This window comes from Tissierella sp. P1, assembly GCF_002266425.1.
Taxonomy (GTDB): Bacteria; Bacillota; Clostridia; order Tissierellales; family Tissierellaceae; genus Tissierella; species Tissierella carlieri.
In genome coordinates, this window is sequence record NZ_NPMN01000028.1 from 31,990 (window position 1) to 53,558 (window position 21,569).

The 21,569-nt window shown below is 29.7% G+C and carries 19 protein-coding genes, 1 riboswitch and 1 other annotated feature; of the genes, 18 read left to right on the forward strand and 1 reads right to left on the reverse strand.

Annotated elements, in window-relative coordinates; translation table 11 throughout:
* Positions 1–104 precede the first annotated feature (104 nt).
* The 6 genes from CIW83_RS17210 (at position 105) to metG (ending at position 7,521) form a co-directional block, all read left to right on the forward strand.
* A complete protein-coding gene (locus CIW83_RS17210) occupies positions 105–701 on the forward strand; it encodes a HutD family protein (RefSeq protein WP_094903497.1) in 597 nt (198 codons plus the stop codon).
* Between the two features lie 272 nt (positions 702–973).
* Positions 974–1,465 (forward strand): DUF6323 family protein, encoded by a 492-nt coding sequence (locus CIW83_RS17215; RefSeq protein WP_094903499.1) that lies wholly within the window; start codon positions 974–976, stop codon positions 1,463–1,465.
* Positions 1,452–2,816 (forward strand): DUF6179 domain-containing protein, encoded by a 1,365-nt coding sequence (locus tag CIW83_RS17220; RefSeq protein WP_094903501.1) that lies wholly within the window; start codon positions 1,452–1,454, stop codon positions 2,814–2,816. Before CIW83_RS17215 ends, CIW83_RS17220 begins: the two co-directional genes overlap by 14 nt.
* Before the next feature lie 184 nt (positions 2,817–3,000).
* Positions 3,001–3,204 carry a helix-turn-helix domain-containing protein gene (locus CIW83_RS17225; RefSeq protein WP_094903503.1) on the forward strand — a complete coding sequence of 68 codons (204 nt, stop codon included), beginning with the start codon at positions 3,001–3,003 and terminating at the stop codon, positions 3,202–3,204.
* A gap of 135 nt (positions 3,205–3,339) precedes the next feature.
* Complete coding sequence (locus tag CIW83_RS17230; RefSeq protein ID WP_094903505.1) at positions 3,340–5,466, forward strand: hypothetical protein; 2,127 nt, start codon at positions 3,340–3,342, stop codon at positions 5,464–5,466.
* Positions 5,467–5,579: 113 nt separating this feature from the next.
* Positions 5,580–5,836 (forward strand) — a binding site (T-box leader).
* Positions 5,837–5,895: 59 nt separating this feature from the next.
* Positions 5,896–7,521, forward strand: a complete 1,626-nt coding sequence (metG, locus tag CIW83_RS17235) for a methionine--tRNA ligase (RefSeq protein ID WP_094903507.1) — start codon at positions 5,896–5,898, stop codon at positions 7,519–7,521.
* Between the two features lie 171 nt (positions 7,522–7,692).
* Here metG and CIW83_RS17240 read toward each other — a convergent pair whose 3' ends face one another.
* Positions 7,693–8,127, reverse strand: a complete 435-nt coding sequence (locus tag CIW83_RS17240; protein WP_094903509.1) for an N-acetyltransferase — start codon at positions 8,125–8,127, stop codon at positions 7,693–7,695.
* Between the two features lie 219 nt (positions 8,128–8,346).
* On the opposite strand from CIW83_RS17240, the gene CIW83_RS17245 reads away from it, so the two are divergent.
* The 12 genes from CIW83_RS17245 to CIW83_RS17295 all read left to right on the forward strand — a co-directional run bounded on the left by CIW83_RS17245 (position 8,347) and on the right by CIW83_RS17295 (position 21,567).
* On the forward strand, positions 8,347–9,033 hold the full coding sequence (locus CIW83_RS17245; protein ID WP_094903511.1) for a response regulator transcription factor: 687 nt from the start codon (positions 8,347–8,349) through the stop codon (positions 9,031–9,033).
* The gene (locus CIW83_RS17250) at positions 9,026–10,219 is read left to right on the forward strand and encodes a sensor histidine kinase KdpD (RefSeq protein ID WP_158220164.1); all 1,194 of its coding nucleotides are present in this window, start codon (positions 9,026–9,028) and stop codon (positions 10,217–10,219) included. Before CIW83_RS17245 ends, CIW83_RS17250 begins: the two co-directional genes overlap by 8 nt.
* Before the next feature lie 58 nt (positions 10,220–10,277).
* Positions 10,278–10,961, forward strand: coding sequence for an ABC transporter ATP-binding protein (locus CIW83_RS17255; RefSeq protein ID WP_094903515.1), 684 nt, complete (start codon positions 10,278–10,280; stop codon positions 10,959–10,961).
* The gene (locus tag CIW83_RS17260) at positions 10,958–13,618 is read left to right on the forward strand and encodes an ABC transporter permease (protein ID WP_094903516.1); all 2,661 of its coding nucleotides are present in this window, start codon (positions 10,958–10,960) and stop codon (positions 13,616–13,618) included. Before CIW83_RS17255 ends, CIW83_RS17260 begins: the two co-directional genes overlap by 4 nt.
* Positions 13,619–13,629: 11 nt before the next feature.
* Positions 13,630–13,821: a transposase gene (locus tag CIW83_RS24990; RefSeq protein WP_369819407.1), complete on the forward strand. Its 192-nt coding sequence runs from the start codon at positions 13,630–13,632 to the stop codon at positions 13,819–13,821.
* Positions 13,822–13,856: 35 nt separating this feature from the next.
* The gene (locus CIW83_RS17270; protein WP_094903520.1) at positions 13,857–15,563 is read left to right on the forward strand and encodes a S41 family peptidase; all 1,707 of its coding nucleotides are present in this window, start codon (positions 13,857–13,859) and stop codon (positions 15,561–15,563) included.
* 276 nt (positions 15,564–15,839) lie between these two features.
* Entirely contained in the window at positions 15,840–17,270 is a 1,431-nt protein-coding gene (locus tag CIW83_RS17275) for a sigma-54-dependent Fis family transcriptional regulator (protein WP_094903522.1), read from the forward strand.
* Positions 17,271–17,717: 447 nt separating this feature from the next.
* Positions 17,718–18,359, forward strand: coding sequence for a cyclodeaminase/cyclohydrolase family protein (locus tag CIW83_RS17280; protein WP_201259992.1), 642 nt, complete (start codon positions 17,718–17,720; stop codon positions 18,357–18,359).
* A gap of 38 nt (positions 18,360–18,397) precedes the next feature.
* Positions 18,398–18,970: a hypothetical protein gene (locus CIW83_RS23930; protein WP_235601391.1), complete on the forward strand. Its 573-nt coding sequence runs from the start codon at positions 18,398–18,400 to the stop codon at positions 18,968–18,970.
* A 50-nt stretch (positions 18,971–19,020) separates the two neighbouring features.
* Positions 19,021–19,320: a hypothetical protein gene (locus CIW83_RS23935; protein ID WP_235601394.1), complete on the forward strand. Its 300-nt coding sequence runs from the start codon at positions 19,021–19,023 to the stop codon at positions 19,318–19,320.
* Positions 19,321–19,650: 330 nt separating this feature from the next.
* Positions 19,651–19,834, forward strand: a riboswitch (Lysine riboswitch).
* A 160-nt stretch (positions 19,835–19,994) separates the two neighbouring features.
* Positions 19,995–20,834 (forward strand): transporter substrate-binding domain-containing protein, encoded by an 840-nt coding sequence (locus tag CIW83_RS17290; protein WP_094903526.1) that lies wholly within the window; start codon positions 19,995–19,997, stop codon positions 20,832–20,834.
* Positions 20,835–20,844: 10 nt separating this feature from the next.
* Entirely contained in the window at positions 20,845–21,567 is a 723-nt protein-coding gene (locus CIW83_RS17295) for an amino acid ABC transporter permease (protein WP_094903528.1), read from the forward strand.
* Positions 21,568–21,569: the final 2 nt, after the last annotated feature.

Here is a 21,569-nt window from a genome sequence, read left to right on the forward strand (position 1 = left end):
ATATATGCATAGTACAGATTATTCTGCACGTCAGGCAGCAGAACATTTTAATATAAATCCCATGTAAGGATGTGCAAGACTATCATAATAATAAGGGGAATAAAATGGAGATTAATACAAGGTTAATTAAAGAAGATGATTATATAACAACGGAATGGTCAGGAGGTAAGACTACTCAAATATTTATCTATCCAGAAGGTTCAAATTATAAAGAACTTAATTTTAAATTTAGATTAAGCTCTGCCATAGTAGAATTAGAAAAATCAGAGTTTACTAAATTAGAAGGAGTAAATAGATTTATTACGCCACTTGATGATGAGCTTAAATTAACACATAATCATAAAGAATATATCAATCTAAAGCCCTTTGAAGTATACGAATTTAATGGAGCAACAGATACTACTAGCTATGGTATGGTAAGAGATTTTAATTTGATGCTTAGGAATGGAGCTAAAGGGCAGCTTGAGAGCATTTATATAGACAAAGAACATTTAGTAGTAGAAGAAATTTCTTTCGATTTTAAGGAAGCCTTTTGTTTCATATATGCTTGGGATAATGGGGTATATGTTGATATCAATGGAGATACAAATCCTATTAGCCCATTTCAAACTCTTTTAGTTAGGTCTAATAATAATACTCTAAATCTAAAACTAAGATCTGAAAATCCAGCTAATATTTTAATAGCAAAGGTATATATATAATTAAGCATAGAAGAGCATTTGCTGTATTTTAGATATTATGTCTTTGTTTATTGATATACAGGAATAACAATAAAAGCAATAAAATAATTAAAAAACGAACATGACTGTTCGCTGTAATTATTTTATTGCTTTTTATATTTGTACGTGATATGATATAGGATACGCAATAAATCAAAAAATAATCATATATTATTATCATAACATATTTTAAAAGGTGTGTCAATAGGATATTGAAAAAAATAAAAATAATTTAGCATAGGAGGAGATTTATTTTGTTATTCGAAATAACTAGCTTAGGTTCATCCTTGATACTAAAACAAGCTGTGGCAGAAATAGAAAGATGTAATGATTTTACTGCTCAGTTTAGGCTGACTTTATCCCATCATGATGCTGTTGAACTAGTTGAAACCCGTGCTCTGGCATTAAAAACCAATGGTCGGATTGAATTTGGAGGAGGCTCCATCAACAAGATAATTAAAGAATTTTGTGATTCTCCTTATATTTCTATGTATAACTATGCTGAAACACTTCACGAACTTACGGAAATCTTTTATTTTTATAAAAATGAAACACTTGATTTGATGAACGATGATGAATTGATAAAATTTATGAAGAATAGCTTTGATGGAAAATGTCAGGGATCATTGGAGTTACTTTCAGAAAGAGAACTTGCTAATATGGCTCATAACTTAAGATATGGATATCCTCCGGATTATTCGGAGGATTTGGAAGAATATGAGGAGGATGAATATGGTGAATATTAAAAATCGACATATCATTGATAGTAATAATTTGAATGAAGAATCGTATTTTATTTCGATTCTGCAAGAGGCATATGCTTGTGGGCTTTTATATGATTCAGATATTGAAAATATTCAGTTGCAATGCATTGATTTTTTAGCATATAAAAGTGAGAATTATAATGGTGGCGAAAGTAGTTCCATAAGAGTAGAGGTTGCTGAAAATATAATGAAATCCAATCTGTACACAATAGGACTATATTTAAAATCATTACCTGATGCTGACAGTGCGGTTAGTGAACTCAAATCAACAAGGATTGATGAAATTTATAAGAAGGGGAGAGATTTGATTGATGAGAAAATTCGTACTGTAAAACATATCTACAAGCTGGCTAAAAAGAATAAGGTTTTTACATTAAATTACACTTATAATGCAACCCTTGATGATGATGGAATAGGAATTTTTTTTAGGTCATATAATCCAGATTATGAGGCTCATGAGACTCCTGCATCAATAGATTATCAGCTCTGTAATCCAGTGATTAATTTGGAGGGGATTGAATTTATTCACAAATATCTTGAGGGTTTGCTTATTGAAAATGAGTTTTGTAGAAATTTTGATACACAAGATATTCACTATCTTCTTTATGGATATGACGAAGGATATAAAGATTTGCTAATTAATATCTTTGAACATGTATTGACGGCGGGGCTAGGGTGCTTGCTTGCCAATAAAAGTATTAAAAAATTGGATATTTCAAAAGATGAAATTCAATTTTTAAATAGAGAGCTATCAAAGGATACTAATTATTCACTTGCCTTGAAGATTCAAAATGCGGCTAAAAAATTAATTGAAAAGATGAATATTACAAATCCTTTAGTTCAAGAGTATATTGAAAGAAGCTTACACAAAGTCACATCTAATATTGCCTATGGAATTAAGACAAATGCTTTGGATAAAGTATTTGTAACTCCAATTAATCCTGACTTGAAGCCGAAGATCAAGTTTTCATCTGGTGTAAAGATGGAGGATGAAGATTATAGAAAATTAATTAATCAATTATTAGTCTGTGAATATTCATTGAATAAGATTGCAATTATAAAAGAAAACGTAGAGTCATTTAATGATTTAGAAGATATACTTTTTGATGCAGAATTAAATGGAGAAGAGAAAGCTCTAGTCTTTGATATACTTGAAGATATTGAAGTCGCTGCACTCATTAAGCGTCATCCATTCAAATCGGATATTCAAGCTATAGATTTATCTGAGGCTGAACATGAGCTACGGTTAGATTTACAAAAGTATATAGATAACCTTTCAACAGATAGAAAAGGACGGATTTTTAAAATGGTGAATGTCCTTATTGATGGATAATCTTTTTATGTGGAATGAGAATACAATTAAATCTGGTTGTTTCAGTCAACTCTTTACTAAGGCTCATGGAGTTTGGTATCAAAATATTGAAGAGTATGCAATAAATGTCAGACCCTCAAAATCAACTGTAAATCCTCTGAGCTTTTAATAACAGAAAGTTATAATTAAAGCAAGAGGTGATTAGATGAAGGAAATAAATATTGTAAAAACACTAATAGTTAAGAGAAAAGAAAAAGGCATTACTCAAGAAGAATTAGCAAAGTATATCGATGTTTCAAAGGCCTCTATTTCTAAATGGGAAACAGGACAAAGTTATCCCGATATTACTTTTTTACCACTACATGTATATTATTTCAAAGAAATATTGAAGGAAAATAATTATAATTAAAAATAAAATGGGAGATAAGAAGAATATTTATTTAATTTGATTCCATTATGTAATTATTATGTAATTTTTTTGTAAATACTCCTAGATTTCTTAGTTATATAATAAAGTTAATTCAATAAAAAAGGAGAATAAAAAATGAGACAGAAAATAAGAAGAATTGCTTCAGTTACATTAGGTTTTACTATAGCTATTGCACCACTACCACAAGCATCACTGGGATATTTGAGTGGAATTACAGCTATGGCAGAACAGACTAAAGCAAGTGACAGATTACAAAGCTCAATATCTGCAATTATTAATAAAAATGATAAAAGCTACGATTATATAAAAGATAATAAATATATGAATTTAGCTAATGAGTTAGGAGTTAATCTTTTAACAAAATATAGTAAGGAAAATGAGAGAAAAATAAGTAAACATTTTAATATAGGTAATTTAGATGGGGATAACATTCCTGAAATTATAGTGTATGAGCAAAGAGATTTCAGCAACATGGATGATGAAGGGACATTAGTATTATATAAATATAAAGATGGTGAGTATAAGGAAATAGATAGAGTTTCTATGAATTATGATAATGGAGTTGAAAATATAATTATAGGAGAAGGAAAAACAGGAAAAAATGCGATTTTTATAAATTCCAATGTAGGAGCACATTCAGGACAATTTTATCTTTTTACTCTTGAGAATGATAAATTAGTTAATAGAATAAGCTCTAAAAAAGCAAATCTTTTATCAGTATATCCAGATGGTGAGATAAAAGATATTGATAAGGATGGGATACTTGAATTTTCCATACAAGAAATTGATCCTGAATCTGCGGATAGCAGTTCTGTCAACTCAGAAAAGATTAATATATGGTATAAATGGGATGGAAAAGATGGAGTTAATTTTGTGAAATATGAGAAGGTAGGAGAACCTAAAGAAGAAAAAACAGATAAAAAAATAGTATCTAATTATAATGAATTTATAAATAAAGGGAATTTATCAAAAGCATTTGATTATTTAAATGAAAATAAAGATAAACTTTCTATAAGAGATAATAGTGAAGGGATTAGGACATACTTGTCAGCTTTAAATGAAGAACTTAGTTCAATGAATACTACCTTTAATAAATATCAGGAAAGATATAAAATGTTTGAAAATCAAGGCATCATGAAAACATATAAATTAAAAGCCACTGATTTAAATGATGTAAACATTATTGAAAATGCTTCTGTTTTTTCAAAGGAAAAAGATTTGAAAGAATTACTTCTAAATGCCAACAGTATGGGATTAAAAGTGGCTACGGCCGAAGGAAGTTACTATTTTGTTATAGGTTACGAGAAGTTTTTAAATTTTAGTGACTTTGTAAGTAGTGAGATTAGTGATTATTTAAAGATATTTGCAGCAGAATCTAATAAACCAGGACTTTCTGAAGAATATGTTAAAATACCATTAGATGAAATGGCTTCAAGAATTGCAGCTATGGAAGAGTTTATGTTGATGTATCCTTATTCTAAGTATTTACCAGAAGTTAATCAAATGCATGAATGGTACTTGAGAGGCTATATTTTCTCGACCCACGATCTTACAACTCATAAGGTGAATTCTGATACTCTTAAAAGTTATAATAAGGCAATGAAAGATTATGAGTATTTAATATTACACGATATATTGAAGACTTATACAGAAGAAGTAGCCAAAAATGGTAATAAAGTTACAGAGGATTTAATAGATAAGATGAACCAAATAATAAATGAAGATGAGATAATAGAACTTAAATCAAATACAATAGATTTTTCAGGTATTAAATATAAATCTTCTGAAACTGAAAGAAATGAAAAATTAGAAAAAGCTATTATTGATTATTTAGAGTATGATAAAAATCAAGATGGAAAGATTGCATATTCTTATAATTATATTGATCTTAATGGAGACGGTAAAAAAGAAATCTTCGTTTACTTATTAGGAGAATCTGTATCAGGTTCAGGTGGATCTACAGCTTTAATAATTGAGGAAGAAAGTTATGAAGTAATATCTAAATTCACATTAGCAAGAAATCCAATTATAATAAGTGAAGATAAAATAAATGGTTGGAATGATATTATAATGCAGGTAGCAGGTGGAGGGACAGAATTTTCTTATGCCAGAATGAAATTTGATGGAAAAAAATATCCATCTAATCCTTCGATGGTGCCTAAAGTGGAGGAAAAAGTTGTAAAAGGTACAGCTATTATTTCCAATATTCTATCTATAGAAGATGGGATAGAAATTAAATAGATTAATTTACTTAATTATCTTACATTAGATGTTATTAGTGGGATGGAAATGTTAGAAAATTAATAAATCATATTTACTTTAATTATAATATAGAATATAATACACATAATAATTGAAATACGAAGAAAAGGAAAGTAGCTTTAAGAATGCTTTTACAGAGAGCTCCTAGTTGGTGAGAAGGGGCAAAGAAGATTAAAGTGAAAATGGCCTTGGAGTTGTGCACCGAGATCGTAAGATTTAGGCTGCAACGGGTTCACCCGTTATAGTGATAGAGTATAATCACATTGCTTGTGACGTACTTGATGAGACTTATATCGTGAGATATAGGTAAATTAGGATGGTAACGCGAAGTTAAACTCTCGTTCCTAAGATTATTTCTTAGGTTCGGGAGTTTTTTATATTTATTAAAAAATAATAGGAGGGAAAATTATGAGCATTTTTATAGGAGGAGCATGGCCATATGCCAATGGATCATTGCATATAGGACATATAGCTGCATTATTACCAGGAGATGTTATAGTAAGATATTTTAGAGTCAAAGGTGAAAATGTATTGTATGTATCAGGAAGTGATTGCCACGGTACACCAATATCCATAAGAGCTAAGAAAGAAAATGTATCTCCCAGAGAAATTACTGATAAATATCATAATGAATTTAAATATTGCTTTGATAGGTTGGGATTTTCTTATGATATATATTCTAGGACTGATGATGAATATCACAGGAAAGAGGTTCAGAATATTATCAGCATATTATATGATAATAATTTGATATATGAAAAAGAAGTAGAGCAGTTATTTTGTGAAAAGTGTACTCAATTCTTGGCTGACAGATTTGTGGAGGGTATTTGTCCAGTGTGTAAAAGTATTGCTAGGGGGGATCAATGTGATGCTTGCTCCACTATTTTAGAGCCGCTTGAGCTTGGAGACAGAAAATGCAAACTTTGTGGAAGTGAGCCAATAATTAAAAATGTAAAACAATTATTCTTTAGACTATCAAAGTTTGAAAATGAAATATGGAAGTATTTAGATAAAAGTAGGGGAGATTGGAGAATAAATGCAGTTAATAATACAGAAAGATATTTAAATGAAGGCTTGCAGGATAGGGCTATATCAAGGCAGCTTTCATGGGGGATAGATATACCGATTAAGGGTTATGAAGATAAAAAGGTATATGTATGGATAGATGCAGTATTAGGTTATTTAACTGTAAGCAAAAAATGGGGATTAGAAAATCATAGGAACTGGGGAGAATTTTGGGATAGTAAAACTATAGCTTATTATGTTCACGGAAAAGATAATATTCCGTTCCATACAATAATTTTACCATCGTTGTTAAGCGGTGTTGGGGCTGATAAATTTCCAAACAACATAATTTCAAGTGAGTATGTTAATCTAGAAGGAAAGAAAATATCAACCAGTAATAATTGGGCAGTATGGATTCCAGATGTTATTGAAAAATATAATATTGACTCATTGAGATATTTCTTTATAGTAAATGGCCCTGAAAAAAGAGATACTGATTTTTCTTGGAGAGAATTTGTTAATAAGAATAATGGAGAATTGTTGGGGGTATATGGTAATTTAGTAAACAGAACCTTAGTATTTGTGGAAAAATACTTTAATGGTGAGATACTAAAAGGAGAGCTGGATTATAATATAAGAACAGATATTGATATTTTATATAATGAGGTTGGAATTCTCATAGAGCGTGGAAATTTAAAAGTATCAATAGAAAAAATATTTGATTTTATTAGAAGTATAAATAAATATTTTGATGAGACGGCTCCTTGGATTACAATCAATACAGATAAAATTCAATGTACCAATACCATTTATAATTGCTTAGTAGCCATAGTAAATATAGCTAATTTGCTTCATCCATTTTTGCCTTTTTCATCAGATAAGGTTAAGTATTGGTTAAATTGCGATTCAGATACTTGGGAGTATTTAGATGTAAAAATAGGGAGTGCAATAGGTGAATTTAATATTTTATTTGAAAGGTTAGATAAAAATATAATAGAGGAAGAGCTAAGTAAATTAGGCCGTTATTAAGTTAGAGTCATAGTTATATTGGCTATACTTTCTTAGAAATATGAAGGATATGCTGAGAGATCAGAATAAGAAATTGCTCCAAAATATGAATTTAGGTTTACTCTTTGAAGCAAGCCTAAATTCATACTTATTATCTAAAAAGGTATAATTTTAAGATGGAAGAGAATGCAGCTAATATTCTAGCTTGTATACAATCTCGCCTTCAACAACTCTGCCGTCTGGTGTAAATCCCATGCTTTCATAAAGTGCTTTTGCCCATTCATTTTCAGGTTCAAAGCTAATGAAGATAACATGGTGCTTTTTGTCTTCCTTAATCCTATTTATAAGCAATTCCATTGCCTGTCGTCCATATCCTTTTGACTGATATTTGATGTCAATCATAATTCTATAAATCCAGTATTCCTTGTCAATGCTGTCTATACAGTACATGAGAAAGCCTATGGGGGTTTCATCATTATATATGGCTAGAGGTATACATTCTGGCTGTACTTTTGATTGAGCAATTGAAAAGGTATTAGATGCCACAAATTCTTCTTGTTGTTTTGTTACCTTAAGTTTTATAATTTCCCAAAAATTCTCTGAATCAATGTTTATTAATTTTAACATATAATTACCTCCGTAGTATATAAATGATTTGAAACTTATGCAAATTTTCCAGTACTGTATTATCCAATTTTTTCCTCATCAATCATTATATCACACTTTTTTAGCGGGATATATTCTAAAATTAAAGCTGAAAAAGGTTTTTGAGGGGATATATTACCCTAAGACCTTTTTTATTATATAATAAAGGTAAATTAATTATTTATTATAGAGGTGAAATTATTGAAGAAAATTTTATTAATTGAAGATGATGAAAACATATCCTTTGGAATAAAGACATATTTGGAGAAAAAGGATTTTCAGGTGGAGATAGGAGATACCTTAGCCAAAGGAAAAGAAAAGTTTAAATTAAGCTATGATTTAATTATCCTTGATATGAATCTGTCAGATGGAATTGGATATGAATTTTTTTCCTTTGTAAAATCTAAATCTCATATTCCAATAATTTTTCTCACAGTAAGAGATGAAGATGAGGAAATAGTTAAGGGCTTAGACTTGGGAGCAGATGATTATATTACTAAACCATTTAAGTTATCCATATTAGAATCAAGAATAAATACAGTTTTAAGACGAGTGAAAAGAGATAATATTGTAGATGATATATTGTTTTGTAAGGAGTTAAAGCTGATAAAATCTCAAACTAAGGTTTATAAAGATAACGAGGAAATCAATATAACTGGTAGGGAATATAAATTGCTTGAAATGTTTATGGAAAATCAAAATCAAACCTTAACAAGAGAACGCATTTTAGAAAGGCTCTGGGATATTGAGGGGGATTTTGTTAATGACAATACCCTTACAGTTACAATCAAAAGATTAAGGGAAAAGGTTGAAGGTGATTATAACAAACCTAAAATCATAAAAACAATTAGGGGAATAGGATATAGGATGGGGAATGAAGATGAGTAGCTCAAGAAAAGATTTATCTTATAAAGCAGGAATATCAATTTTTATTTTATTGCTATCATTTATATTCTGTATTTTAATCTATAATTTGCTGGGACATATGTTATTTGAAAAATTATCAACTGTAATAGGAGTCGTAGCTGAGAGTTCAAAGGATATGGAAATATTGGCTATGAGCCAATTGAAATCTGAAGATAGTCAATATATTGCTATCGGAAAAGAAGTCCTGAAAAGATATGGATATAGTTCAACTAAGTTTATATTTTTAAAGGATAAGAAAACTGTTATTTACATAAGTTTTTTATTTTCTATACTGGTTGGTTCTATGGTTTATATCAATATGAGGATATTAAGCAATAACAGAAAGAGAAATATAGAAAAATTGAAGAATTATCTTGAAAGGACAAATAAGGGAGAGTATTCCTTAAATCTAAATATTGATGAAGATTTTACTATTCTTTCTGATGAATTATATAAAACTGTTGTCAGCTTGAGGGAATTAAGGGAGCAAGCCGTACAAGATAAGATTAATTTAAAAGATAATATTGCAGATATATCACATCAATTGAAAACTCCAATTACCTCTATTAATATAATGGCTCAATTAATGGAAAGCAATGAGCATAATAAGGAAACTCAAGAATATATTCAGAGGTTAAATAAACAGATAATAAGATTGGAAAGTTTGACTAATTCCTTACTTACTATGTCAAAATTAGATGCAGATACAATCGAATTTAAAAAAGAGATTATAAACATTAAAAATATAGTAGACCTAGCTATAGAGCCTATTATGCCCTTAATAGAAAAAAAGAATATAGGATTGAATATAATAGGACAAGATATATCAATAAAGGGAGATGCCTACTGGCTAGGTGAAGCTTTTCTAAATATTATAAAAAATTCCACTGAACATTTAGAAGCTAATGGAAAGATAGATATTTTTCTTGAAGCTAATCCCGTATTTACAGAGGTGAAGATTGAGGACAATGGAAATGGATTTTCAAAGGAGGATTTGCCTTATATTTTCAAAAGATTTTATAAAGGCAAAAATTCTGATAAAGATAGCGTTGGAATAGGCCTTTCTATGGCGAGGACTATTGTTGAAAAACATAGTGGAGAAATTTCAGCAGAAAATAAGGTTGAAGGTGGAGCGAGATTTAAGGTTAAATTCTATCAAAAAATATAAAATGTCACTTAAATGTCACATTAAGAATATAAAATTATAACCATAAGGAGGAGCCAAAATGGAAATATTGAGAACGGAAAGCTTGACAAAATCTTATGGTAAAGGAGAATCAAAGGTTATAGCACTTAACGATGTGACTTTTGCTGTCTCAAGAGGACAATTTTTATCCATTATAGGTGCCAGTGGTTCAGGTAAATCTACTTTGCTTCATATATTAGGAGGAGTTGATAGACCTACAAAGGGTAAGGTATTCATAGAGGATGGAGAGATTTCGGCATTAAAAGAAAATGAATTAGCATTATTTAGAAGAAGAAAGGTTGGACTTATATATCAGTTTTACAATCTTATACCAACAATTGATGTAAAGAAGAATATTTTGCTTCCTTTACTATTGGATGGAAGAACACCGAATATGAAACATTTTAGTGAGATAGTAGAGATATTGGGCTTGGACAATAGATTGACACATTATCCAGGAGAATTATCAGGAGGACAGCAACAAAGGGTTGCTATTGGAAGGTCTTTGATTTATCGTCCGGCAATTATTTTAGCTGATGAACCTACAGGAAATTTAGATAGGAAAAATTCTAATGAAATTATTGAGTTGCTGAAGCTATCAAACAAGAAATATAAACAAACAATAATATTGATAACCCACGATGAAAAGATGGCATTGGAAACAGATAGGATAGTTACTATGGAAGATGGTAAGATAGTTTCAGATGAGGTGATTAGGCAATGAAAATCCTCATGGAATATACTTGGAATAGCTTAAAGAAGAATAGGAAAAATACCATATCTATAATGATTGCCGTTACTATAGCAACTATTTTGCTTAGTACAATGGTATTAGCTACTTATATGAACTGGAATCATGATATTAATAAAGCTATATTGCGGAATGGAAACTATCACGGATCTTTTTATAGCGGTATTGATAAATCTCAAATTCCATATTTAAAGGAAAATCAAAAAGTGGATGAGGTATACTTAAGGTCTGAATATTACAGTGGTAAAATCGATACTAAAAGACCCTATTTTAATATTTCATATCTCAATAAAGAATATTGGGAAAACATGTATGAAAAGAATTTTATATTAGAAGGAAGAATCCCAGAGAAATCCGATGAAATTGTAGTTATTGGAAATTTTTTAAAGGAAAATCCCCAATATAAAATAGGGGATAAAATCAAGGTGAATTTAGGATATAGGGAAAAAGAAGGAAAAAATATAGACCCATTTGATTTTATTGGGGAGGGCGAAACATTTATAGGTGGTAAAGAGAAAGAGTATACCATAGTCGCTGCTATTTCTGGAAAAAGCTTATCATATGAGCCATATTATGGAGGATTAGGTTTTTTAGATGAAGATTCAATAGATGAAGATATGAAACTTTTTCCATTTTTAAGGATGGAAAATCCTAGAAATATATACAAGGATTTACCTGAGATTGGTAGAATGTTAGGATTTGCAAAGGGAGAGGAAGATAGTCCTGAAGACTATTATAGTTCATCATATAATTTGTATTATCTAAGGCTGCAGGGAATATTTCCGCCTTCTCTTAATTTATGGGAAAGAGTCCCTGAATCTACGCTTATATTTTCTATTTTTATATTATTCGTCATACTATTATTTGTCATAATAATCTATAATGTTTTTACAGTATGGTCTAATAATAGGTTACGACAATTGGGGATACTAAAAAGTATAGGTGCAACTCCAAAACAGATAAAATCAACCATCGTATTAGAAGCTATTTTTATTTCAATAGTACCAATAATTATAGGTGTTATCTTAGGTCATCTGTTCTGTTATATAATAATAGATATAGTGAACAGTATGATACAAAGTATTAATCTTGATATGAATGGAAGTATGTTTAATCTAGTATTTAAAACATCTCCTATAGTGATTGGATTAATTTTGATTTTATCGTTTTTAGCTATTTTAATATCAATTAGCAGACCTGCCAAAAAATTAAGTAAAATATTACCCATTGAGGCTATCAAATATGGTGGTTTAGATTATGAGCATCTTAGAAAAAAGAAAAGAAAAGTGAATAACTATAGTCCTAGTAATATAATATCTAGTTTAGCTAAAGATTTTTTGGATGGAAATAAGAAAGCCTTTAAAACTACAATAATATCTATAACCATCAGCTTTGCTGTAATGTTTGTTTTCCTTACATTTAGAAGCTTGAACCAAGCAATTGATAATTTAGACATGATGGAATACTATTACTCCATACAAACACGAGTTTTAACTAATGAGCCTGCTGATGAAAATATATTTAAGGAAATAAGAAAGATAGATGAAGTAAAGGAAAGTATCACGTATAAAAATATTTATTTATATTCTAGGCTGAAATCAGAATATGAGTCAGATGAGTTTAAAGGTACAGGTGGATTTGAAAGTATAGATATTAAAAAATATCCTATTGATAAATTGGAAGATGGATATGAGGTACCTATAGTTTTGGCAGGTATTGAAAATGAGGATTTTAATCGATATATTAAGTCTCAGGGAGAAGAACCGGAAGAATACTACAATAAAGAAAAGCCAAAAGCTATTCTCTTAAATTTAGTGAAGGAGGATATAAATCAACCGCTGGCTAGGACAAAGTTTATACCATATTTACATGAAGAGGTAAATAATATATCCATTAATGAATATAAAAATCAAAAGGGATATACTTTGGATATAGATATAGGACTTAAAACCTTTGAAAAACCAATAAAAGATTACTATTTACAAGATTATCGTATATATTTATTTATGCCAAAGGAAGTTCTTTATTCCATAATTGAAAACTTTGATTTACCGGGAGATTACAGTTATTCTGAGATAATTAGATTAGCAGTTGATAAAAACGATATCGAAGGTGCCAAAGAAAAAATCAAAGATATTATGAAATACTATTTGCCGGAAAGTGATTATTATATTTGGAACATATTGGATGATGAAGCAGAGCGGAAAATGCAAAATAAATTGGTTTATCTAATCACGTTCTCTATTATATTTTTTCTAAGTATTATAGGTATATCTAATGCATATTCCAGTATAAATAATAACTTAAGGAATAGAAGACGAGAATTTGCTATGTTGAAGTCTATGGGTATTACAAAGAATGATTTAGGTAAAATGTTAAGATTAGAAGGAATTTATTACAGCATATATCCTTTTATAATATCAATTCCTCTATTTTTGATTTTTTTAGCATTTGTAGTTAAAATAAATAAAACATATACCTTTAAAGATTTAATTATATTTTTAGATTATAGAATTATAATTGGATATGTTATCGTGATATTTATGAGTATATATTTAGCATATTATTTTGGAATTAAGAAAGTAGAGAGGGATGAAATAGTAGATGTTTTAAAAGATGAGAGTTTATAGATTCTATCGTAATTGTATGTTCTTCTGATGAAAGAATTACTTCTAATGAAATTATTAAGTTTTTAAAAGACTTATTAGACATTAACAAGGACAAAAGAGTGTTTATTATTTGGGACAATGCTAGAATTCATACTTCAAAAGCTGTTGAAGGGTTTATCAATCAACATGAAAATGTATTATGTACATTAAATCTTCCACAATAAAAAAATTTAATGCTATAGTTTAAGGAGAGATAAAAATGAAAAAACTGATGATTATAATTTTAACCGTTTTATTATGTGCTTTTCCAGTGGTTCATGCCAGTGAAATTACGGAAAGGGAAGAAAATTTAGATTTTTTGTATGAAACATTAAAAGGAAGTCATCCTAATATATTTTATAGCACATCAGAAAAAGAATTTATAGAGAAAAAAGCTGAGATTAAAAAGAATGTAAATGAAAAGTCAAATGTGGAGTATGTCCTTGATTTACAAAGCTTAGTAGCTATGGTTAATGATTCGCATACAAATGTGAATATAGGCCATGCTTTGAAAGATGTACATATCTATCCGTTTAGCATCAGACATATTGAAACATGGGTGCTTGATGTTATTGAAACAGAATATGAAGAATATCTTGGCTGGGAAATTGTGGATTTAAATGGATATGATATGGAAACTGTAAAAAATAAAATGGCGACTATTATCAGCCATGATAATGATGTGTGGCTTCAAAGACAATTAAGACAATTTATCAACGTCAAAGAAATTCTTGATTATGTAGGTATTATAAAAGATGATGAATTAGAAATAACAGTAAAGAAAGAAAATCAGGAAAAAACAATTTATCTTCATACTGTAGATACTTCAGCGGATATGGTAGATGTGGTATATTTAGCCCAAAAACGTATACAAGAGCCAAAAACAACTAAGGATAAATCTAAAATTTATTTTTCTATGCCATTAGATGGAAATGTTTATTATATTCAATATAATGCTTGTCAAGAAGATAAAAACTTGCCCATGGAAACATTTAGTTTAAATGTTCAAAAGGATTTAGAAAGCAATGACTATCAAACTGTTGTTATTGATTTAAGAAATAATACAGGCGGCTCTGATGGGGTGATTATGCCTTTATTATATGTATTAACCGAATATCAAAACAATAATGATGTAGAAATAGTAGGTCTTATTGGTGAAAATACATTTTCTTCCGCTACAATAAATGCCATGATGATAAAAGAAATGGGTGGTATTTTAATGGGGACTTATAGTGGTGGAAGTGTTGACCATTATGGTGCTGTAAATCAATTTCAATTGCCTCAATTGAATATACAAGTAGGTCACTCTACAAAATATATAGAAATTGATAGTTTATTTGACAGTGGTATTCCTTATGGTATTGAGCCTATTAAACCTGATATTATAATGGAACAAACTTATGATGACTATATGCAAGGTATAGATACGGCAGTTCATTACATTGAAAATAATTCAGGAAAGTTGCAGGCTAGAGAGGATAAAAACTTATATATTTCACGAGGAAGATTGGCTTACTTATTACATGAGATATCTCTTGAAAATAATGAATCTTTAGAATATGCAAAAGAAACACCTAAAGATATTTTTTTCTTCACTTATTATGAAGAGGCTAGTCGTTGGGCAGTAAAAAACAATATAATAGTAGGAAAATCATCCAATGTTTTTGCGCCCTCTGATTTATTAACAAGAGAAGAATTGGCTGTTGTACTGGACAGATTTGTGTCTTATTTAAACATGGAACCAGCAGAAAAGCAACAACTTTCATATAAAGATGAAAAAGATATTAGTATATGGGCAAAAGATAGTGTAGAAAAAATAGTAAATATGGGTTATTTAGAACTAGAAAGTGAAAAATTTAATCCAAAAGGTAATACTACCATAGAGAAAGTAGAAAGTATATTAGAAAATATTAAGGAAAATAAATAATACACATAAAAAGAGGCTGTCTCAAAATAGAAAATAATTAATGAGGTAAGGCAGCAAAAAAAATATCAAAAAATATAAAAACGGATTCCGCAGAATCCGTTTTTTGTGTATAATTATTTTTTAAAATTAGTGCTGTTTTTTATTTATATCATATCAAGTAAATCTATGTTTAAACATATGATTATAAGTATGATATAATATTATCAGAATATAAAAAATAGTTATGATAATATTATAATTAACTTAAATTAACTTGCATAAAAGTGAGGTGCTAATATGGAAGATACTAAGGGAAATAATTCTGATAAAGGCAAGGTTAATATGTGCCTAAATTTAGAAAGAATCAAAGACATATTTAATTCATTAGATGTTGGCGTTCATGTAGTAGATGGAAAAGGAATAACAGTTTTATATAATAAAATCTGCGAAGAAATTGAGGGAATCTCAGAGGATTGGATTGTTGGGAAGGATATGAAGAAACTTGTCCATGATGGAGTTTATTCTGAATCAGTTGCTTTGGAAGTTATAGAAAAAGGACAGAAGACTGCAAAGACACAGAAGGTAAACGGAAGATACATTTTTTCAACAGGTATACCTATTTATGAAAATGGAGAGTTAATAAATGTTGTTGTATCTGTTATGGATATGACTAGTCTTGAAAATTTAAAGCTTCAATTTAATGAATTAAAAAGTGTTAATGTGAGAATGCAAAAAGAATTAGATATACTTAATGCAATAGATGGACAAAATGATTCTATTATATCTAAAAGTAAGGAGATAGAGAACATAAAGATTTTAGCACTTAGAATTGCAAAGGTAGACTCCACAGTATTAATAGAAGGAGAATCGGGTGTTGGTAAGGGCATTTTTAGTAAATATATACATGAACATAGTAATAGAAAGAATGGTCCATTTGTTAAAGTAGACTGTTCATCTTTGCCTGAAAGTTTAATAGAATCAGAATTATTTGGATATGAGGAAGGGGCATTTACAGGTGCTAAAAAGGAGGGGAAGGTTGGATTAATCCAATTGGCAAATGAAGGAACTCTGTTTTTAGATGAGATCGGAGAATTGCCATTAAATTTACAAGTAAAACTTTTAAATTTAATTCAAGATAAAGTATTTCAAAAAGTAGGCGGAACAAAAAATATATCTATTAATACAAGAATTATAGCTGCAACTAATAAAGATCTATATACTATGGTAGAAGAAGGCACATTTCGTAGGGATCTGTATTATAGACTAAAGGTTATACCGATAGTGATTCCGCCTCTTAGGGAAAGAAAGACAGATGTTGTACCTTTAGTTAATTTTTTCCTTAAGAAATTTAATGACCATTATAATTATGAAAAAATCATTTCTGCAAAAGCTATGAATTTACTAATTAATTACGATTGGCCCGGAAATGTAAGGGAGCTGCAGAATGAGATTGAAAGGCTTGTAGTTACATCGGAATCTGAAGTGATTAGTGAAGTAGACGTTTTATATGGAGACATTGGCAAAACAAGGTCAATGGACATAGATGAGAATAAACTCTTTAAAGAAAATGTTTATAGCTATGAAAGGGCTTTATTAGAAGATTATATTTATAGGACTAGTGATATACATGAACTTAGTCAGAAAACAGGGTTGGAGGTTAGCACCCTGAGAAAAAAAGCAAAGAAATTAGAAGTTGATCTTAATTTCCAAAAGAGAAAAAATTCCTAAATGAGAGGAAAAAAATCTTCAATTGGTTTTTAATAGTTTCCCTTTGTATTTAGAGGTTTTTAACTTATTATTAAATTTAGAAAGGAAAAAAATCACTTTTAAACTCATTCTAATTGGGTGTAAATTATAGTTGATTCAATATAATAAATCATTATTATTGATTTGATAGAAAATATAAAATAAAAAGCATTAGATAAAATTAGAGATTTCCTATGAATCAAGTATAATTAATGAAAAATAAAACTTACTTTAACTATTTTTTGAAAAGTTACAAGTAAGTTTTATTTTTTGGCATAATACTTGCTTAATATATTATATGTAATGTAGTTTCTGAATATTTTTCTTGAATTTGGGGTAATGAACAAAATCAAGAGGAAAATCCTAAGCAAATTATACCAATAAAAATGCTAAACTGCATTATATATTAGATATATGGAGGTGTCAAGATTGTTTATTGACAAAAGCTTAAAACAATATGCATTGGATACTAAGAGCAGTGATCCTACACCTGGTGGCGGAAGTGTATCAGCTTATGTTGGAACATTAAGTTCAGCCTTGACAAGCATGGTTGGAGGATTAACATTTTCTAAGAAAAATTATTCGGAATTACCAGAAGATGTAAGGTCTAAGATGGAGTCTAATGCTAAAGAATTAGAAGGATTATTTGAAGAATTAGCAAATGACGTAGACAAGGATACAAATGCTTTTGATAAGGTAATGGAAGCGTTTAAGATGCCAAAGGAAACTGATAAAGAGAAAAAAGCTAGATCCCAAGCAATTCAAGAAGGATATAAAATTGCATTAGAAGTTCCATTAAAATGTGCTGAAAAATGTCATAGGATTCTGGAATTACAAGATGTATTTGCCGAATATGGAAATGTAAATGCTATAACAGATATAGGAGTAGGTGTATTACTTGCTTACTCAGGCTTAGAAGGTGCGTTATTAAATGTTACGATTAATCTAGGAAGTATAAAGGATGAGGAATATCAAAAGAATATTTCTGAAAAAGTATCTAGCTTATTAAGTTCAGCTAAGAATTTAAAAGAAAAATCCTTAGAAACTGTATATAAAAGGCTTAACGGCTAAGAACATTTACTATAACTACTTTATTGAGGAGAGAGGATATGGAAAATAAATATATTTTAGCTGTACCTAATTTTAGTGATGGCAGAAGACAAGAGGTAATTGATGCGATTTCTGGTACTATAAAGAATAAAGAAGGAGTGAAGCTTGTTACTTGTGAACCAGAACATGATTTTAATAGAACAGTTCTAACAATTATTGGTGAACCAGCTCCACTTAAAGAAGCTTTACTAGAAATGGCTGCAAAATCATATGAGTTAATTGATATGACAGTACAAGAGGGAACACATCCAAGAATTGGTGGACAAGATACTATTCCATTATTCCCATTAATGAATACAACAGTAGAAGAATGTAAAGAATTAGCAGAAGAAATCGGAAAAGAATTGTTTGCAAAATTCCAAGTGCCAATTTTCTTCTCTGGAGAAAATGCTAGAACCGAAGATAAGAAGAGTATTTCCTTTATTAGAAAAGGACAATATGAGGGATTAAAAGCTCTACTAGAAGATAATAATCATCCAGATTATGAATCAAGAAAGCCAGATTTATCAGTAGATGGAAAATTAAGCCAAAATATGGGGCAACTATTGTATCAGCAGATAAAGAGGGGCTAACTGCATATAATGTTTTCTTAGGAACAGAGGATTTAAGCATAGCTAAACAAATAGCAAAAGCAGTAAGAGGACCAAGTGGTGGATTCTCAACAATAAGAGCTGTAGGAATTAAATTCCCAGAAAGAGAAGGAGTAGTTGTGTCAATGAATATGTTTGACTGTGCAAATACTCCGCTTTATAGAGCTTTCGAATTAGTTAAACTTGAAGCTCAGAAATATGGTGTGGCAGTAACAGGTTCAGAACTTGTAGGACCAGTTAAATTAGAATATTTACTAAATAATTTAAATCATTATTTAGGCTTACAAGGATTAAAACAAGAGCAAATATTAGAAACTCATTTAATGGGTTAATATAATTTTAGGACTGTCTATTTAATGAAATTGAATAGCAGTCCTATTTATATTTAACAGCTATGAAAATTCGTAGCTAGCAGAATGTACAAGGGAAAAATTTATATAGTAAAAAGAGAAGCTTCTAAAATTTGATCCTTAATAAAAGGATGGCTTATTGGTAGTGAGGCCGATTTTTATTAATTTTTAAACTAGATAAATAAAATAATTAACTTTAAAATATTTTATGGAAGATGAAATTAGAATTTTTAAAAAACTTATAAATGGGTTGACAGATAAATAAATTTATTGTAAGCTATATCAAACAATTGAATAAGGCCTCACTTTTACAAGTGAGGTAGAGGCGCGATATTTAACAGTCTTTAGTTGAGCATGAGAAAGCAAAGATGCTAAGGAGAAGGAAATGTTGCCGAAGCTTGTAATATTCTCAGTATTACTTGCTGGGTCTGCAGTTAAGATCTGCAGGACTGTCTCAATAAACTTTCCCAGTTTATTGAGTTGTGCTATCTCATTTTGGGAAAAGGAGGGGAATTAGGTATTACTATGTCTATTAGGACCTGAGTCTATCTCAGGTCTTTTTGTTGTCAAAAATAGCATGACTCGTATAACAAGTGGCAAGTTAACCTTTTAGTAAAAATACTATATTAAAATTAAGACAACAGGAGGAACTAGTCATGAGAAAAAAATTATCGGTATTAATCGTAATATCTTTATTAACAACAATCGTTTTAGCAGGATGTGGTACAAACAGTAGTATAAAAGATGTGGGAGTAGCTGAAAAAGAAACATTTAGGGTAGGTCTTGAAGCAGGATATGCACCGTTCAATTGGACCCAAGTGGATGATTCCAATGGCGGGATTAAAATAGATGGTGCCGCAGAATTTGTAGGTGGATACGATGTGGAGATCGCTAAGAAAATTGCAGAAGGTTTAGGAAGAGAATTAGTTATAGTTAAAACCGAATGGGATGGTCTTGTACCAGCATTAACTTCAGGAAAAATTGATGCAATTATTGCAGGTATGTCACCAACAGCTGAACGTAAAGAGACAATTGACTTCTCGGAGAATTACTATAAATCTAATTTAGTTATGGTTGTACAGAAAGGTGGAAAATATGAAGATGCTACTTCTATCCAAGATTTTAAGGGAGCAAAAATAACTGCTCAATTAAATACATTTCATTATTCCGTAGTTAATCAGATTCAAGATGTGGATAAGCAGCCAGCTATGGATAATTTCCCAGCAATGAGGGTTGCACTTGAATCAGGAATGATTGATGGATATATCTCCGAACGTCCAGAAGGTATTAGTGCTGAAACTGCAAACAAAAATTTCAAAATGATAGAATTTAGAGATGGATTCAATACATCAGATGAAGACACTGCGATTGCTGTAGGTGTTGTAAAAGGTAGTAATTTAACTGAAAAAATCAATGAAATATTAAAAGCTATTTCAGAAGAAGAACAAGAAGCTATTATGGATGATGCTATTAAGAATCAGCCTGCAGCAGAATAGGAGGAGAAAAATGAGTTTTGAGTGGATACTAAAAATTATTTCAAATAATGGGATAATGTTTCTTCGTGGAGCTGGTATGACACTTATAATTTCTATGGTTGGTACTATTGTGGGTTTTATTATTGGTTTACTAATAGGAGTTATACGTACTGTTCCAATACCTGAAAGAGGAGTAAAGAAAATTATTTTTAAATTCATTAATGCTATTCTTTCTATTTATATAGAAATATTTCGTGGAACACCAATGATTGTACAAGCAATGGTAATTTATTATGGGTCTGCTTCAGCGTTTGGTATAGATATGAATCGAATTTTTGCAGCTATATTTATAGTATCTATTAACACGGGGGCATATATGTCAGAAATTGTTCGTGGTGGTATTGTTTCTATTGATAAAGGGCAATTCGAAGCAGCTCAAGCTATGGGTATGAACCATATTCAAACTATGATAAATGTAGTATTACCACAAGTAATTCGTAATATTTTACCAGCAATGGGGAATGAATTTGTAATTAATATAAAAGATACATCAGTTCTTAATGTAATTTCTGTAACAGAATTATATTTTCAAACAAAATCAGTTGCAGGAAACAACTTTAGATATTTTGAATCATTTTTTGTTGCGTGTATTCTTTATTTTATAATGACATTTACAGTGACAAGAATTTTACGATATATCGAAATAAAATTAGATGGTCCTGAAAATTATATTATATATGCTAATCAAATGTAAGT

Bases quoted from the DNA above. Each gene is read 5' to 3' on its own strand.
- CIW83_RS17290 (WP_094903526.1), top strand. From the start codon at position 19,995: ATGAGAAAAAAATTATCGGTATTAATCGTAATATCTTTATTAACAACA.
- CIW83_RS23930 (WP_235601391.1), top strand. From the start codon at position 18,398: ATGGAAAATAAATATATTTTAGCTGTACCTAATTTTAGTGATGGCAGA.
- CIW83_RS17260 (WP_094903516.1), top strand. From the start codon at position 10,958: ATGAAAATCCTCATGGAATATACTTGGAATAGCTTAAAGAAGAATAGG.
- CIW83_RS17275 (WP_094903522.1), top strand. From the start codon at position 15,840: ATGGAAGATACTAAGGGAAATAATTCTGATAAAGGCAAGGTTAATATG.
- CIW83_RS17240 (WP_094903509.1), bottom strand. From the start codon at position 8,127: ATGTTAAAATTAATAAACATTGATTCAGAGAATTTTTGGGAAATTATA.
- CIW83_RS17250 (WP_158220164.1), top strand. From the start codon at position 9,026: ATGAGTAGCTCAAGAAAAGATTTATCTTATAAAGCAGGAATATCAATT.
- CIW83_RS17255 (WP_094903515.1), top strand. From the start codon at position 10,278: ATGGAAATATTGAGAACGGAAAGCTTGACAAAATCTTATGGTAAAGGA.
- metG (WP_094903507.1), top strand. From the start codon at position 5,896: ATGAGCATTTTTATAGGAGGAGCATGGCCATATGCCAATGGATCATTG.
- CIW83_RS17225 (WP_094903503.1), top strand. From the start codon at position 3,001: ATGAAGGAAATAAATATTGTAAAAACACTAATAGTTAAGAGAAAAGAA.
- CIW83_RS17295 (WP_094903528.1), top strand. From the start codon at position 20,845: ATGAGTTTTGAGTGGATACTAAAAATTATTTCAAATAATGGGATAATG.
- CIW83_RS17220 (WP_094903501.1), top strand. From the start codon at position 1,452: ATGGTGAATATTAAAAATCGACATATCATTGATAGTAATAATTTGAAT.
- CIW83_RS17210 (WP_094903497.1), top strand. From the start codon at position 105: ATGGAGATTAATACAAGGTTAATTAAAGAAGATGATTATATAACAACG.
- CIW83_RS17230 (WP_094903505.1), top strand. From the start codon at position 3,340: ATGAGACAGAAAATAAGAAGAATTGCTTCAGTTACATTAGGTTTTACT.
- CIW83_RS17270 (WP_094903520.1), top strand. From the start codon at position 13,857: ATGAAAAAACTGATGATTATAATTTTAACCGTTTTATTATGTGCTTTT.